Genomic DNA, 13,050 nt, shown 5'->3' with positions numbered 1-13,050 from the left:
TGGTCATCCCTCGCAGAGTTCGGCGGTGGTCGTGTCGTCGGGGAGGTCCGCCTCGGTGAAGCCCCACTCCTCGCCCAGCTCCAGGAGGCGTCCGCTCTCCTTGAACTCGGCGATGACGCGGTTCATCTCCTCCAGGAGCTCGGTGTCCTCCTGGCGGACGCACAGACCGCCCCAGCCCTTCTCCTCCCGGCCGTCGATCTCGGGGAAGAACGCCTCGGTGACCTCGAAGGGGCCGCCGCGGTCGATGAGGAGGTACTCGTGGGAGACCTTCAGCATGGACACCGCGTCGACCCGGCCCGCCTCCAGCAGCTCGTAGCCGGTGGTCTGGTCGGGGATGAGCTCCAGCTGGCCCTCGGGCACCTCGAAGTACTCGGCGTAGCCCTGCTCGACCGAGCCGTTGAGGACGGCCAGGGTCAGGTCGGGGTTGTCCACGAACGAGGTGAAGTGCTCGATGCCCTCGGGGTTGCCCTCGTTGACGAGGAAGGCCTCGGGGGACGTGGCGGTGGGCTCGGTGAAGGCGACCTGCTCGCAGCGGTCCGGCGTGATGAACACGCCGGCGGCGAGAACGTCGAATCGGTTCGCCTGGAGGCCGGGGATCAGGCCGTCCCAGGTGACCGGGGTCGGCTGGATCTCCGGGACGCCCAGCTCCTCGAAGACCGCTCTGGCGACGGCCGGGGACTGCCCCGCGGGGGCGCCGCTGCCGTCGATGAACCCGAACGGGATCTCGTTGGCGAGGCCGACGCTCACGAAGCCCTGCTCGCGCAGGCGTTCCAGGGTGGACTGTCCCCCTTCTTCCCCGCCGCCTCCCCCGTCGACCCGGGTGCAGGCGGCGAGGCCGACCGTGGCGAGCCCCACGCCGCCCAGTCGGAGTGCGTCTCGGCGGCCCCAGGTTCCTCGGCTGATCGCTGGTACCTGCTTCTTCACGACTGCTCCTCGGTGATTCGCGAGGCGGCGCCCCCGACCGGGAAGGCAGGACGGGTGCGCCGCGCATTCGGATGGTGGGACGCCTGGTGCGGGCGGTGCGCGGCGCTGGGCCGCGGCTGCCGCCGCCGGTCGGGACACGGAGCGGCGGCGCTGGTACGGGGTCTCCCTCCCCGAGCACATCCGGCAGTAACGAGACGGGTTTAGTCCGTTATGCACTGGTTATGGATACGCGGTCGCCGGGTGACCCGGCTTTCGGCCTGTTCAGGGCGGGTCACCTGTACCTGGTGACCCTGGGTCCGAGGCGCGGTCACACTGGGGCGTCGGTTCTCCGCCGTCCTTCCCTTCCCCCGTCGCGCCCCGGGCCCGGTCCGGAGACCCCCATCAAAACCCAGGACACGGCCGTGGGCGGGGTCCGCCGCGCGGACCCCGCCCACCTGCTGCCGTGTCGGCGCCCTACGCGGGGGCGTCCTCCTCCACGACGAGCGGGTAGACCCCGTTCTCGTCGTGGACCTCGCGCCCGGTCACGGGCGGGTTGAACACGCAGAGCACGCGGAAGTCCGTCTTGGGACGGACGGTGTGCTTCTCGTGGCCGTTGAGGAGGTAGAGGGTGCCCGGGGTGATGGTGTGCTTCTCCCCGGTCTCCTCGTTGGTCAGCTCCGCCTCGCCCTCGATGCAGTGCACGAGCTCGACGTGGTTGGCGTACCAGAAGGTCGACTCGGTGCCCGCGTACAGGACGGTCTCGTGGAAGGAGAAGCCCACCTTCTCCTTGGCCAGGATGATCCGGCGGCTGCGCCAGTTCTCCGTCTTGATGTCGGCCTCGGTGTCGTTGACCTCGTCCATGCTGCGAACGATCACTGGCTTGCTCCTTAAACGCGCTGCTGCGCCTTGCTGGGGTGGTGCGACGCGGCGCGGGGCCGGACGGCCCTCCCTCCTGGGAGTGTCGTCCGACCCCGTACCGCGTGGATGTGGAACCGCCGCCGGGGCCCTAGGCCGGCTGCGCCACCTTGACCGCGGCACGGGCCGCGTCAGCCATGATGTCAAGGCCGGCGGTCAGTTCCTCCTCCGTCGCGGTGAGCGGCGGAAGAAGTTTCGCGACCTCGTCCTCGGGCCCGGAGGTCTCCAGGAGCAGGCCCCGGTCGAACGACTCGGCCGCCACCTTCTTGGCGATGCCGTCCTGTTCGAAGGCCAGACCCCGGGCGAGCCCGCGGCCGCGCACGTGCGCGCCGAAGTCGGAGTGCTCCGCCGCCATCTCCCCCAGGCGCGCGGCGACCATGTCGCCCTTGGCCTTGGTGGAGGCGGCGAAGGAGTCGTCGCTCCAGAAGCGGCGCAGCGCCTCGGCGCCGGTCACCATCGCCGGGTTGAATCCGCGGAAGGTGCCGTTGTGCTCGCCCGGCTCCCACACGTCCAGCTCGCGCTTGAACAGGGTGAGGGCCATGGGCAGGCCGTAGCCGCTGATGGACTTGGACAGCGTGACGATGTCCGGGGTGATCCCGGCCTCCTCGAAGCTGAAGAAGTCGCCGGTGCGGCCGCAGCCCATCTGGATGTCGTCGACGATCAGGAGGATCTCGTACTCGCGGCAGAGGTCGGAGAGCTCCCGCAGCCACTGGGCGCTGGCGACGTTGATGCCGCCCTCGCCCTGGACCGCCTCGACGATGACGGCGGCGGGCTTGTCCAGTCCGCTGCCGCTGTCGTCCAGCAGGCTGCGCAGCCACAGGAAGTCGGGCGTGCGCCCGTCGAGGTAGTTGTCGAACGGCATCGTGGCCACGTGGTCGAGCGGTACGCCCGCGCCGCCGCGCTTCATCGAGTTGCCGGTGACGGCCAGGGCCCCCAGGGTCATGCCGTGGAAGCCGTTGGTGAAGTTCACGATCGTCGAGCGGCCGGTGTACTTGCGGGCCAGCTTCAGCGCGGCCTCGACCGCGTTGTTGCCCGCCGGACCGGGGAACTGCACCTTGTAGTCGAGGTCCCGCGGTTTGAGCACGATCTGCTCGAAGGTCTCCAGGAACTCGCGTTTGGCCACGCTGTAGGCGTCGAGGCTGTGGACGATGCGGTCGTCCGTCAGGTACTCGATGAGCGAGGTCTTCAGCTCGGGGTTGTTGTGCCCGTAGTTGAGCGAGCCCGCTCCCGCGAAGAAGTCGAGGTAAGGCTTGCCGGTCTCGTCGTAGACATGGCTTCCGACCGCCCTGTCGAAGACGACCGGCCAGTTTCGGCAGTATCCGCGGACTTCGGACTCCAGGCGCTGGAAGGTCTCCATCGTGTGTACCTCGGTTCCTTTCCCCAGGTTCGTGGGCTCATGGCTTGGACGACGGGGTGGGTCGGGATCGGTTGATCCGGTGCGGATGGTCAGTCACGCCCCTGACCCGGTGCCTGCCCGAACGGGCCGATCCGGACCAGGTCCTCGGGCTCGTGCGGGGTGTCCCCCTCCTGGGGGAAGTGTTCCCCGGTCAGGAGCGGACTCCACACGGCCTCGGTGTCCCGGTCCCGGGCGAACGACGCGAACAGCGCGCGGGAAGCGGTGTTGTCGGGTGTGACGGTCGCTTCGAGATAGCGCAGACCACGGTCGGTGATCCGGTCGCCGATGAAGTCGAGCATCCGGCGGGCCAGCCGCTGTCCGCGGAACGCGGAGTCGACGGCGACCTGCCAGAGGAAGTACGTGTCGGGACTGTCGGGACGCACGTAGCCGGTGACGTAGGCCGCGACACGGCCCTCGCCGTCGCGGGCGACGACGCTGGTCGTGGCGAAGTCCCGGCACCAGAGCGCGTAGGCGTACGGGGAGTTGACGTCCATTCCCGTCTCCCGGGCCAGCCGCCACATGTGCGGCCCGTCCTCCGGGGACGGGTGCGCGAGGCGCACGTCCCCACGGCCCGCGGCCCCTGTCGTCTCAGGGCTCTCGGCCCCGGTGTCAGTTCGGTCGCGTGCTTGGAGGTTCGTTCGTAGATGTGGCACGTCGATCGAACTTAGCGAACGAATGTCAATGAGGTTCCGCGGAGATTCCGCGCAGATGTTTCGGGAGGTTCGCATCGGGTATGGCCCGTTTATTTAGCAGCGAACCAAGGCCCTGACCAGGGCTTTCAAGGGGAGTCACGGGGACCCCGGTCGCGCGGTCCACGCCCCGCCCATCAGGCGGTTCGGCGGGCGGGCCGGGTACGGGCGGCGCGCGGGGGCGGCGGCGGCGCCTCGCGCGGCGGCCGTCCGACACGGTCAAACATAGAGCTTTACCGAGCAATATTAAGCGTGCGTTAAGTCACATCAATTCGGTGGGAACCTCGCGACATAACGCCTCTTCGGGGCGGCGCCTCAGGTCACACGCTACGCGGCGGGGCTCCGAAAAAGGTCCGTGCGCTGGAATTTCCTGAGCTTTCCCGACCCCCACCCGGCCCGCACACACGGCCCCGCCCCCGCCCGTCGAGGGGCGGAGAGGGGGTCTGACACGGCCGAACGTCCTTGATCATTCGGCGGATTTCCAGCAGACTCCGTGTAGTACGACCTCATGTAGTACTACACTTAGTCGCATCGCTTCGCCGCAGTTCCGCCCGGTCGACGGGAACGCGGGCGGGGCGGAGACTTCCGGCCCCGCCGCGGGAACACGGCGCGGCCCACGGACCATGGACCAAGCCACGGATCGGAGGCGCCCCGTGAACCGCCTGTACCACGAGAGCGAGGACTGGGTCGAGCAGGGCAACTGCCGCTCGTACGACCCGGAGATCTTCTTCCCGGTGAGCAGCACCGGGATCGGGCGCGCCGACACCGAACAGGCCGTCGCCGTCTGCCGCAGCTGTACTGTTCGCCAAGAGTGCCTGCGGTGGGCCCTTCGTTCCGGTGAGGCTCACGGAGTCTGGGGTGGCACCACCCCCGAGCAGCGACGCTACATGCGGCGCGAGCTCGTACCGGCCGGTTAGCGGACCCCCGGGTCCGCCCGCGCACGAAGGCTGCGAAGGGCGACGGAGGAGGCCGCCGGGAGCGCGGGGGATCGCGCCCGGCGGCCTCTTCCACGTCCGCGCCCCCTCCCGGCGCCGCTCCCGCCCCGCGGCCCGGGAGGAGGACCCCGGCCGCCCGACCGGAAACGCGAGGTGCCGAACCGTGGACCGTCACGCTCCGCGCCGATCCGCGACCCCAGGGGCACGGTTCTCACCTTCGGGAGATCTTGCGGCCCCCCGGGGCACGGCCTAGGTTCGTTCACGTGCGACCCGCCCACGGCACTCTCCGCCTCACACGCACGGCGTCCCTCGCCGCGGCGTGCACCGGGCTGGCCTGGGGCGGCCACAACCTGTGGGCGGAGGTCCCCGCCTCCGCCGGCGGGTTCGCCGCCGCCACCGCGGTGCTCTTCCCCGTGCTCTGGTTCTTCACCCGGTCCATGCGCGGCTTCGGCGACATCCTCGCCGTCATGGCGACGGTCCAGGTCGCCCTGCACCTCGTCCTCCAGGGCTCGGTCGACCCCGCGTTCGGCGCCGACGCCGGCCACGCGGGCCACGGGTTCCTCGCGCACACGCTCGGCTTCGCGCCCGGCATGCTGCTCGCGCACCTGTGGGCGGCCCTGCTCGCCTCCGCCCTGCTCGCCCACGGCGAGGCGGCCCTGTGGTTCCTCGCCGCGCTGTTCGCACGCGCGCTGCCGCCGCTGCTCGTCCCCCGCCTCGCGTTCGGCGCCGCCGCTCCGGCCCGGTCCCCGGCCCGGTCCGCGGCGCCCTCCCCCGCTCCGCTCTCGGCGCACCGGCCCCGGGGGCCTCCCGGTTCGCACCCGTCCGCACTGTGAGAGGCCCGGACCGCGCGGTCCCCGTACCGGAGGACCCGCGCGCCGGGCGCGAACCGACCACGAACGCTGAGAGAAGAACATGACCACCACCACCAGCAGCAGCGCCCCCCTCGACGGAACCGGGACAGCCTCCCGCGTGCTCCCGCGCGCGGCCGCCGCCCTCCTCGCCCCCCTCGCCGCCGCGGCACTGGCGCTGGCTCCCTCGCCCGCGCTGGCCCACGACGTGCTGACCGACTCCAGCCCCGAGGACGGGCAGACCCTGGAGACCGTGCCCGAGGAGGTCGTGCTGACCTTCAACAACGCGCCGATGGAGGGCGGCAGCGGAAGCGCCGTCGTCGTGACGGGGCCGGACGGGGAGACCACCTACGAGGACGGCGAGCTCTCGTTCGACGGCACGGACGTGTCCGTGGGGCTGAGCCCCCTGGACGAGGCCGGCGAGTACACCATCGGGTTCCGCGTCGTGTCCTCCGACGGCCACCCCATCCAGGACAGCCTGACGTTCACCGTGACCGAGGAGGCCGTGGCCGCCGCGGCGCCGGAGCCGGAGGCGGAGTCGGGTGAGAGCGAGGCGCCCGCCGCCGAGGGGTCGGACGAGCCCGCCGGGGAGCCCGCCGCCGAGGAGGTCTCCGCCGAGGAGGCCGACGAGGGCGGCGTCTCCCCCGTGGCGCTGGCCGTGGTGGCCGTCGTCGCGATCGCGGGCATCGGCGCGGTCGTGCTCGTCCTGGTCCGGATGCGCAACCGCCCGGGCGGCGGCGCCGACCGGAAGTAGGCCGGCGCGGACCCGCGCGGTCCACGAGCGGAAGGGCCCGTACACCGCGAGGTGTACGGGCCCTTCGTGTTCGCCCCGCGCCGGCCGCCGCGGGGCGGGACCCGCGCGTCGGAGCCGGGGTCAGACTCGGCGCGCCAGCAGGATGCTGATGTTGTCCTTGCCGCCGGCCTCCATGGCGGCCTGCCACAGGGCGTGCACGGCGGCCTCGTCGCTGCCGGCCTCCGCGATCATCCGCTCCATCTCCTCGGGGAGGACGAGGTCGGACAGTCCGTCGCTGCACATGAGCCAGGCGCTCGGGTCGGCCGCGTCGTCGCGTCCCACGTGCGGGACCATCGAGCCGCCGGAACTGCCGCCCAGGGACTGGGTGATGAAGTTCGTGGTGACCGGGCGGCCGTCCTCGGAGGGGGGGAGCGCCGGGGAGTCGTCCTCGGAGAGCTGCCGCAGGCGGCGTCCCTCCAGGCGGTAGGTCCGGGAGTCTCCGACGTTGAACCAGAAGTTGCCGTCGTTGTTGAGCAGGACGCCGGCGACCGTGGTCCCCATGCCGGAGAACTCGGTGTGCTGGAGGGCGTGGTCCTTGATCTCCTCGTCGATGTTGCTCAGCAGTTGGGCGATCTCCTCGGGGCCGTTCAGCCGCGGCCCCATCTCGGCCATGCGGTGCACCGCGTGCTCCGAGGCGATCTCTCCCGCGGCCTGTCCGCCGATCCCGTCGGCGACCGCCAGGATGACGGGCTCGCTCACCGGCAGCACGCAGCGGACCGGAGAGGTCATGTTCGCACTGGCGACGGTGAGAGCACCCATGACGACGGCGTCCTCGTTGGCGGGGCGGATAGCGCCCCGGTGCGTGAGGGCCGTGACAATGACTTCCCCACCAGCGACACCCATACGCCCTTCCTCCCGTTTCGTCGGCCGTGGCCGGTTGCCCGGCGCCACGCGCCGGACCTTGGTCGAGTCCCGTTCAACGTCTGGATTCTGTAACCGTACCGACCTACTGCTGGAGTCGGTCAAAATCCGCGTACATCATGGCGGAAAACACCCGGATATGCAGTTCCCGCACCGGTTCCGGCCGATAAAAGTGCTGTGACGGGTGGGCCTCCGGTGTGTGTCGCGGCCTTCCGTGGTCCCGGTCCGACAGTAGCGGCGTCCACGCGCGCCCGACAGGGCCGATCGGCGGGTACGGAGAACCCCCAGCGCACAGGGGGTCCCGGGGTATTACGGTCCGCCCCGAAGTCTCCTTGGGGCATGGCGCGAGACCGGCCTCGCGTTGTCCGCCCGCGAGGCGTCTGGCAGAATGGGCCCCGTTGGGTGTCTAAGACGCAGACACACACGACCCGCCACGTGCGCCGCGACTCCGTCGCGCCCGTGGTCCTCGATCTCCTTCGACGGTCGTTTGGTGTGATCACTGTGCGTCTGCCCTGCCTCTCTTCCTTTCCCGGTTCGCCCCGCAGCAGCCGCGTGCCCTCCGTGCGCGCGGCCGTCAGTGCTGCCCGGCGTCCACCACCCGCTGTGCCCGGGCGTTCCCGACCCGTGCGCCCGCTCTCCCCTGGATCGCACAGCCGCCGTCCCGCCCGGGGGGATTCCGATCCCCGCTCCGGAGTCACCTCGGGCGTTCGCACCTACGACGGGCACCGTTCTCGCCCAAGGAGTCCAGCCCAGTGAAGATCGCCATGATCGCCGAACACGCCAACCCCCTTCCCGCCCACCGGGGGGAGCCCGCCTGCCCCGCGAGCCTGCACGTCTGCGCGCTCTCCCGGCAGCTGGCCAAACTCGGTCACAAGGTGACGGTCTACGCCCGTCGCAGCGACCCCGAGCAGCCGGAGGGGCGCACCCGGATGGCGCGCGGCGTCTCCGTCACCTACCTCGACGCCGGTCCCGCCAGCCCGCTTCCCGCCGATGAGCACGCCGAGCACACCGGCGCCTTCGGCACCGCCCTGGCCGCGGTCCTGGACGAGGACGCGCCCGACGTCCTGCACGCCATCGGCTGGACCAGCGGCCTCGCGGCGCTGCACGCCCAGGCGCACAGCGAGAGCGACCAGAGCGGGACCCCCATCGTCCAGACCTTCCACTCCCTCAACGCCAGCGAACAGCGCTCCGGGCTGTCCCACCACCCCGAACGCGCCCGCATGGAGACGATCCTCGCCTCCCGCGCCGACCACGTCCTGGTCAACTCCACCGACCAGCAGGGCGAGCTGGCGCGCCTGGGCGTGCCCCGGCACCACGTGAGCGTCGTGCCCTTCGGCGTGGACCCCGACCACTTCAGCATGGAGGGCGGGACCTCGGCCGAGCACTGGACCTCCCGGCGCGAGGAGCGCGCGCGGCTGGTGTCGGTCACCTCCCTGACGGAGGCCGGCGGCGCCGACCGCCTCGTCGAGTCCATGACCCGCCTGCCCGAGGCGGAGCTGCTCATCGTCTCCACCGCCGAGGACCTCGACGTCGCCCTCGACGAGAACGCCCGCCGGGTGGAGCTCCTGGCCAAGGAGGCCGGCGTCGACGACCGCGTCCACCTCGTCGGACCGGTCGAGCGCAAGGAGCTGCCGCGCCTGCTGCGCTCGGCCGACGTGTACGTGTCCGCCGCCTCCTACGACCCCTACGGCGGTGCCGTCCTGGAGGCCATGGCCTGCGGCCTGCCCGTCGTGGCCACCGCGACCGGCGCGACCCCCGGCGCGGTCCTGCACCGCACCAGCGGCGTACTGATGCGGTTCGGCCGGCCGGACGAGGTCGCGCGCTCCGTGCGCGCCGTGCTCAGCACCCCGACCATGAGCACCGCCTACGGGATCGCCGCCGTGGACCGTGCCCGCTCGCGGTTCACGTGGCAGCGGATCGCCGTGGAGACCGAGATCGCCTACGACCGGTCGCGCCCGCAGCAGGCGGAGGACGAGGGCGCCGACGGGAGCGAGACGGACGGCCTCCTGCTGTCCGGGGCCACCCGCTGATCCGTGTGTTCCCCCGTCCCCCCGTGTCCGTGTCCCGAGCCCGGCGGAGCCCCCTCCGGGCGGCCGGGGCGCGGAGCCGTGCGCCGATGACCTTCGAGCACCAGGGACTCCTCTTCGAGAGCGAGGGGCGGTTCCACGACACGGCCCTGGAGCGGCTGCGGTCCGCGCTGGGCGGCGGCGCCCACGCGGCGCTCGCCGTCTCCGGGGCCCGCGCCGCCGCCCTCGTCGGGTCCCTGTCCCCCGCGGAGGGCGCGCGCGTCCACGTGCTCGACAGGGACGGGCTCTACGAGGCCCCTGGGCGCACCCTGGCGGCCCTGCACCGCCTGACCCTCACCCACGAACCCGTGGCACTGGTGGCGGAGCCACCGCCCCCCTCCGGTTCGGGGACCGAGACGCGCGAGTGGCTGCGCCTGGAGTCGGTCCTGTGCACGGCGCTGGCGCCCCTGGGCCTGCGCCTGCTGTGCGCCTACGACGGGCGGGTGCTCGGCCCGAGGGCCCGCGCGGCGGTGCGCGCCACCCACCCGGCGCTGGTGGGCCCGGGCGGGCCCGGTCCCAACCCCGGCTACCTGGGCACGGCGGCGTTCGGCGCCCTGCCGGCCGTGCCGGACCCCCTGCCGGTCGGCGGGCCCGTCCACCGGCTGGAGATCGGGATGTCGCTCCCCCGGCTGCGCCGTGAGCTGACCGCGCTCTGCGAGTCCCTGGGCCTGGCCCGGCACCGGGCCGACAGCCTCGTCGTGGCCGTGAACGAGCTGGCCGCGAACGTGCTGGAGCACGGGGCGGGCAAGGGCTCCGTCAGCCTCTGGCGGGGCCCCGACCGGTGGGTGTGCGACGTGTTCGACGAGCACGGGGGCCTCACCGACCCGTTGGCGGGCTACCGTCCCGCCGACAGCATGCGCCCGCGCGGGTACGGGCTGTGGATCACCCGCCAGAGCTGCGACTTCCTGGAGATCAGCGGGGACGGCGGGGGGTCGACGGTACGGCTGCACTTCGTGGACGGGCTCGGGGGGCTCAGCCCCTGAGCGAGTCGACCGCCTCGTCGGTGCTCGGCACGATCGGGATGACCTGGTCGATGCCGGCTATCACGAACAGGCGGTTGACCTGCTGCTGCGGCTCGGCGACCACGAACCCCACGTCCATGTCCCGGCCGCGCCGGAAGGCCGCGACGAGCACCCCGATGCAGCGGGAGTCGCAGAAGCCGACCTTGGCGAGGTCCACCACCACGCCCCGCGGCCGGTCGGCGGCCAGGACCTCCTCCAGGACGTCGGCCAGGCCGGGAGAGGTCACCGCGTCCATCTCCCCCACGGGAGTGACGACGACGACGTCATGCTCGCGACGGATCGAGATGTCTGACGTCACGGTCGCTTCTCCTTGTCGCTGCGGGTCGGAGCCTCATCATGGCGGTTTTCGATCACGCTCGGGACTCGTCACCCGCCGTGTTCTCCATGACCAGGTCCCTGGCCACGTCCACGACCCGCTTGCGGTTGCGCTGGGCGACCTCCCGCAGCGCGGTGAAGGCCGTGTCCGCGTCGCAGCCGCGCGCGTGCATGATGATGCCCTTGGCCTGGTCGATGTAGGTGCGCGCGGACATCGCCCGGCGCATGTGCGCGGTCTCGCGCGCCACGTCGGCCTGGCGCCCCACCGTGTGCAGGGCCGCCGCCGCGTGCTCCGCCAGCAGTGCGGTGAGCGGGGCGACGACCTGCTCGTCGAAGGCGTCGGCGCGGCCGGAGTGCACCCCGAACGTGACCACGCGGTCGTCGTCGCCGCCGTCGCCGGACAGGAGGCTGGGCAGGGTGATGGAGGAGCGGTCGCCGCACTGGACGGCCATGGCGGTGTAGCTCGGCCACCGGTGGGGTTCGCGGAGCACGTCGGCGACCCCGACCCGGGCCATCTCCCGCACGGCCTCCACCGTCGGGCCCTGGTCGGTCGTGTACTGGTGCTCGAAGGCGGCGGAGAGGTCGGCGTGGGAGGCGCCGTAGTCGGTCACCACGTGGCGGACCGTCCCGTCGGCCCCCTCGACCTCGCGCCACAGCACGACGAGGGCGGCCGAGCAGCCGGGGACCCCGAAGGCGGCGGCCCTGCTCATCTGGTCGAGGGCGCGTTCGAGGGTGGTGTTCTCCGCCTGTCCCAGCGCACCGATGTCGCGGGCCAGGCGTTCGATCCACACGGCGGGGCCTCCTTCCGCGTCCGGGGCTCACCCGCTAACCGTAACCTTGGGGATCACGGACCCGGACATCCGGGAGAGACCAGCCACGACGGGAGCCCTGAGCGTGTCGGAGAACCTCGCCGGGTTGCAACGCGAGACCACTGCTCTCAGTGAGAGAACAGCCGCCCTCCGCAACACGCACACCATGTACCCGGACGACGCCGAGGGCACCGCCGAGGCGGCCCTCGCGGAGCTGGAGTACGCGGAACGCCTGCTCAACGACGCGGGGGCGCAGCTGGCCCGCGCCCACAGCCAGCCCGGGCCGCGCCGCCAGAACGACGACGACCGCAACCTGCTCCGGGCGGTGTTCACCGAGCTCAGTGTCCCGGTGGTGCTGCTGGACCACGAGGGGTACATCAGACGGATCAACAACGCGGGGGCCGCCCAGCTGGGCAGCGCACCGGGCTACCTCACCGGGAAGACCTTCGCCCACTTCGTGGACCTGCGCAAAAGGGCGGCGATGCAGTCCTGGCTCGCGGCCGTGCTGCGCGGCGACGGGCCGGCCTCGCTGGAGTCGCGGCTGGCGCAGCGCGGGTGGGCGGAGGACGTCCACCTCACCCTCACCCGCCTGGAGCTGCCCACGGAGCCGAACCCGCTGGTGCTGGTGGCGATGTCGCCGCCGATGAACGGCGCCGAGGAGGAGGCCCCGTCGCCGCTCGAACCGGAGGTGGAGGACCAGGTGGTGGTCCTCGCCGCCCGTCGGCTGGACGTCCTGACGAGGATGACGCGGCTGCTGCTGCGGTCCGCGGGGCCCGGCGGGGCGGGGGAGCCGCTCGCCCTCGCGGACGCCGCCGAACTGCTCGCCGACTCCTACGCGGACTGGGTGGTCGTGGACGTGTGCGACCTGCCCACCGACCCCGGGGTCGCCCGGCGCGCCGTGGTCGCCGGTCCCCCCGACGCGGCGCCCGGTGTGCGGGAGGAGGTCGCGGCAGTGTCGCCCGGGGGGTCCGAGATCCCCGGCGAGGTGCTCGGCCGGGGCCAGTCCCTGCTGTTCCCCCTCATCGAGGACGAGTCGGTGCTGGGCGCCGCCGGGTCGGGCGCTCCCCTGCTCGCGGTGCTCGGGGCCGGGTCGCTCCTCTCCGTCCCGCTCCGGGGGAGCCGGGGCGTGCGCGGCGCGCTCACCCTGATCCGCCGCAGCAACCGCAGCAGCTTCCGCCTCGCCGACCTGGGGCTCATCGAGGAGATCGGTGAGCACATCGGACTCGCGCTCCCTCCCCGTCCCGTCCCCTGATCCCGCTCCCCGCCCCTGGGGGTTGCGAGTGAGAACACGACCCCACCCCAGGGGTTGCGAGTGAGAACGCGCCCCCGCCCCTGGGGGTTGTGCGTGAGGGCGCCGCCGGGGTGCTGCAGGACGAGCCAAGCCGCGAGCGAGGAACGAGCGACAGGCGCAGACGAGGACGAAGCACACCGGCCTCAAGGCGCCCGAACCCCGGGGCAAAGCGAAGCGGAGCCCCAAAACAGCAGGGTTGTCCGTGAG

General features: G+C 72.3%; 13 protein-coding genes. 6 read left to right on the top strand and 7 right to left on the bottom strand.

The window, feature by feature from the left end:
- Positions 1 to 3: 3 nt before the first annotated feature.
- The 4 genes from ehuB to ectA form a co-directional block, all read right to left on the bottom strand.
- Positions 4 to 855, bottom strand: a complete 852-nt coding sequence (gene ehuB / locus ABZ234_RS29015) for an ectoine/hydroxyectoine ABC transporter substrate-binding protein EhuB (protein ID WP_355014138.1) — start codon at positions 853 to 855, stop codon at positions 4 to 6.
- Positions 856 to 1,377: 522 nt separating this feature from the next.
- Positions 1,378 to 1,779: an ectoine synthase gene (locus tag ABZ234_RS29010; protein WP_267946611.1), complete on the bottom strand. Its 402-nt coding sequence runs from the start codon at positions 1,777 to 1,779 to the stop codon at positions 1,378 to 1,380.
- A gap of 130 nt (positions 1,780 to 1,909) precedes the next feature.
- The gene (gene ectB, locus ABZ234_RS29005) at positions 1,910 to 3,175 is read right to left on the bottom strand and encodes a diaminobutyrate--2-oxoglutarate transaminase (protein ID WP_267946612.1); all 1,266 of its coding nucleotides are present in this window, start codon (positions 3,173 to 3,175) and stop codon (positions 1,910 to 1,912) included.
- An 89-nt stretch (positions 3,176 to 3,264) separates the two neighbouring features.
- Entirely contained in the window at positions 3,265 to 3,774 is a 510-nt protein-coding gene (gene ectA, locus ABZ234_RS29000; RefSeq protein WP_267946613.1) for a diaminobutyrate acetyltransferase, read from the bottom strand.
- A 782-nt stretch (positions 3,775 to 4,556) separates the two neighbouring features.
- Here ectA and ABZ234_RS28995 point away from each other — a divergent pair.
- The 3 genes from ABZ234_RS28995 (at position 4,557) to ABZ234_RS28985 (ending at position 6,440) form a co-directional block, all read left to right on the top strand.
- Positions 4,557 to 4,820: a WhiB family transcriptional regulator gene (locus tag ABZ234_RS28995; protein ID WP_267946614.1), complete on the top strand. Its 264-nt coding sequence runs from the start codon at positions 4,557 to 4,559 to the stop codon at positions 4,818 to 4,820.
- A 281-nt stretch (positions 4,821 to 5,101) separates the two neighbouring features.
- Positions 5,102 to 5,671: a copper resistance protein gene (locus ABZ234_RS28990; RefSeq protein ID WP_355014129.1), complete on the top strand. Its 570-nt coding sequence runs from the start codon at positions 5,102 to 5,104 to the stop codon at positions 5,669 to 5,671.
- A 79-nt stretch (positions 5,672 to 5,750) separates the two neighbouring features.
- Positions 5,751 to 6,440: a copper resistance CopC family protein gene (locus ABZ234_RS28985; protein ID WP_355014128.1), complete on the top strand. Its 690-nt coding sequence runs from the start codon at positions 5,751 to 5,753 to the stop codon at positions 6,438 to 6,440.
- Positions 6,441 to 6,560: 120 nt separating this feature from the next.
- On the opposite strand, the gene ABZ234_RS28980 is transcribed toward ABZ234_RS28985, so the two are convergent.
- Positions 6,561 to 7,322 carry a protein phosphatase 2C domain-containing protein gene (locus tag ABZ234_RS28980; protein ID WP_267946617.1) on the bottom strand — a complete coding sequence of 254 codons (762 nt, stop codon included), beginning with the start codon at positions 7,320 to 7,322 and terminating at the stop codon, positions 6,561 to 6,563.
- Between the two features lie 770 nt (positions 7,323 to 8,092).
- On the opposite strand from ABZ234_RS28980, the gene ABZ234_RS28975 reads away from it, so the two are divergent.
- Both ABZ234_RS28975 and ABZ234_RS28970 read left to right on the top strand, forming a co-directional pair.
- Positions 8,093 to 9,370 carry a glycosyltransferase gene (locus tag ABZ234_RS28975; protein ID WP_267946618.1) on the top strand — a complete coding sequence of 426 codons (1,278 nt, stop codon included), beginning with the start codon at positions 8,093 to 8,095 and terminating at the stop codon, positions 9,368 to 9,370.
- Between the two features lie 86 nt (positions 9,371 to 9,456).
- Positions 9,457 to 10,389 carry an anti-sigma factor RsbA family regulatory protein gene (locus ABZ234_RS28970; protein WP_267946619.1) on the top strand — a complete coding sequence of 311 codons (933 nt, stop codon included), beginning with the start codon at positions 9,457 to 9,459 and terminating at the stop codon, positions 10,387 to 10,389.
- Here the strand turns inward: ABZ234_RS28970 and ABZ234_RS28965 are convergent.
- Complete coding sequence (locus tag ABZ234_RS28965) at positions 10,379 to 10,726, bottom strand: STAS domain-containing protein (protein ID WP_267946620.1); 348 nt, start codon at positions 10,724 to 10,726, stop codon at positions 10,379 to 10,381. The genes ABZ234_RS28970 and ABZ234_RS28965 overlap by 11 nt on opposite strands.
- 52 nt (positions 10,727 to 10,778) lie before the next feature.
- Complete coding sequence (locus ABZ234_RS28960) at positions 10,779 to 11,534, bottom strand: ANTAR domain-containing protein (protein WP_355014127.1); 756 nt, start codon at positions 11,532 to 11,534, stop codon at positions 10,779 to 10,781.
- Between the two features lie 103 nt (positions 11,535 to 11,637).
- On the opposite strand from ABZ234_RS28960, the gene ABZ234_RS28955 reads away from it, so the two are divergent.
- Positions 11,638 to 12,804 carry a PAS domain-containing protein gene (locus ABZ234_RS28955; protein ID WP_355014126.1) on the top strand — a complete coding sequence of 389 codons (1,167 nt, stop codon included), beginning with the start codon at positions 11,638 to 11,640 and terminating at the stop codon, positions 12,802 to 12,804.
- Positions 12,805 to 13,050: the final 246 nt, after the last annotated feature.

It is taken from the genome of Nocardiopsis sp. NPDC006198 (genome assembly GCF_040613895.1).
Taxonomy (GTDB): Bacteria; Actinomycetota; Actinomycetes; order Streptosporangiales; family Streptosporangiaceae; genus Nocardiopsis; species Nocardiopsis tropica.
Note: the sequence above shows the minus strand (reverse complement) of the source record. Positions and strands in the feature narration are given on the sequence as shown.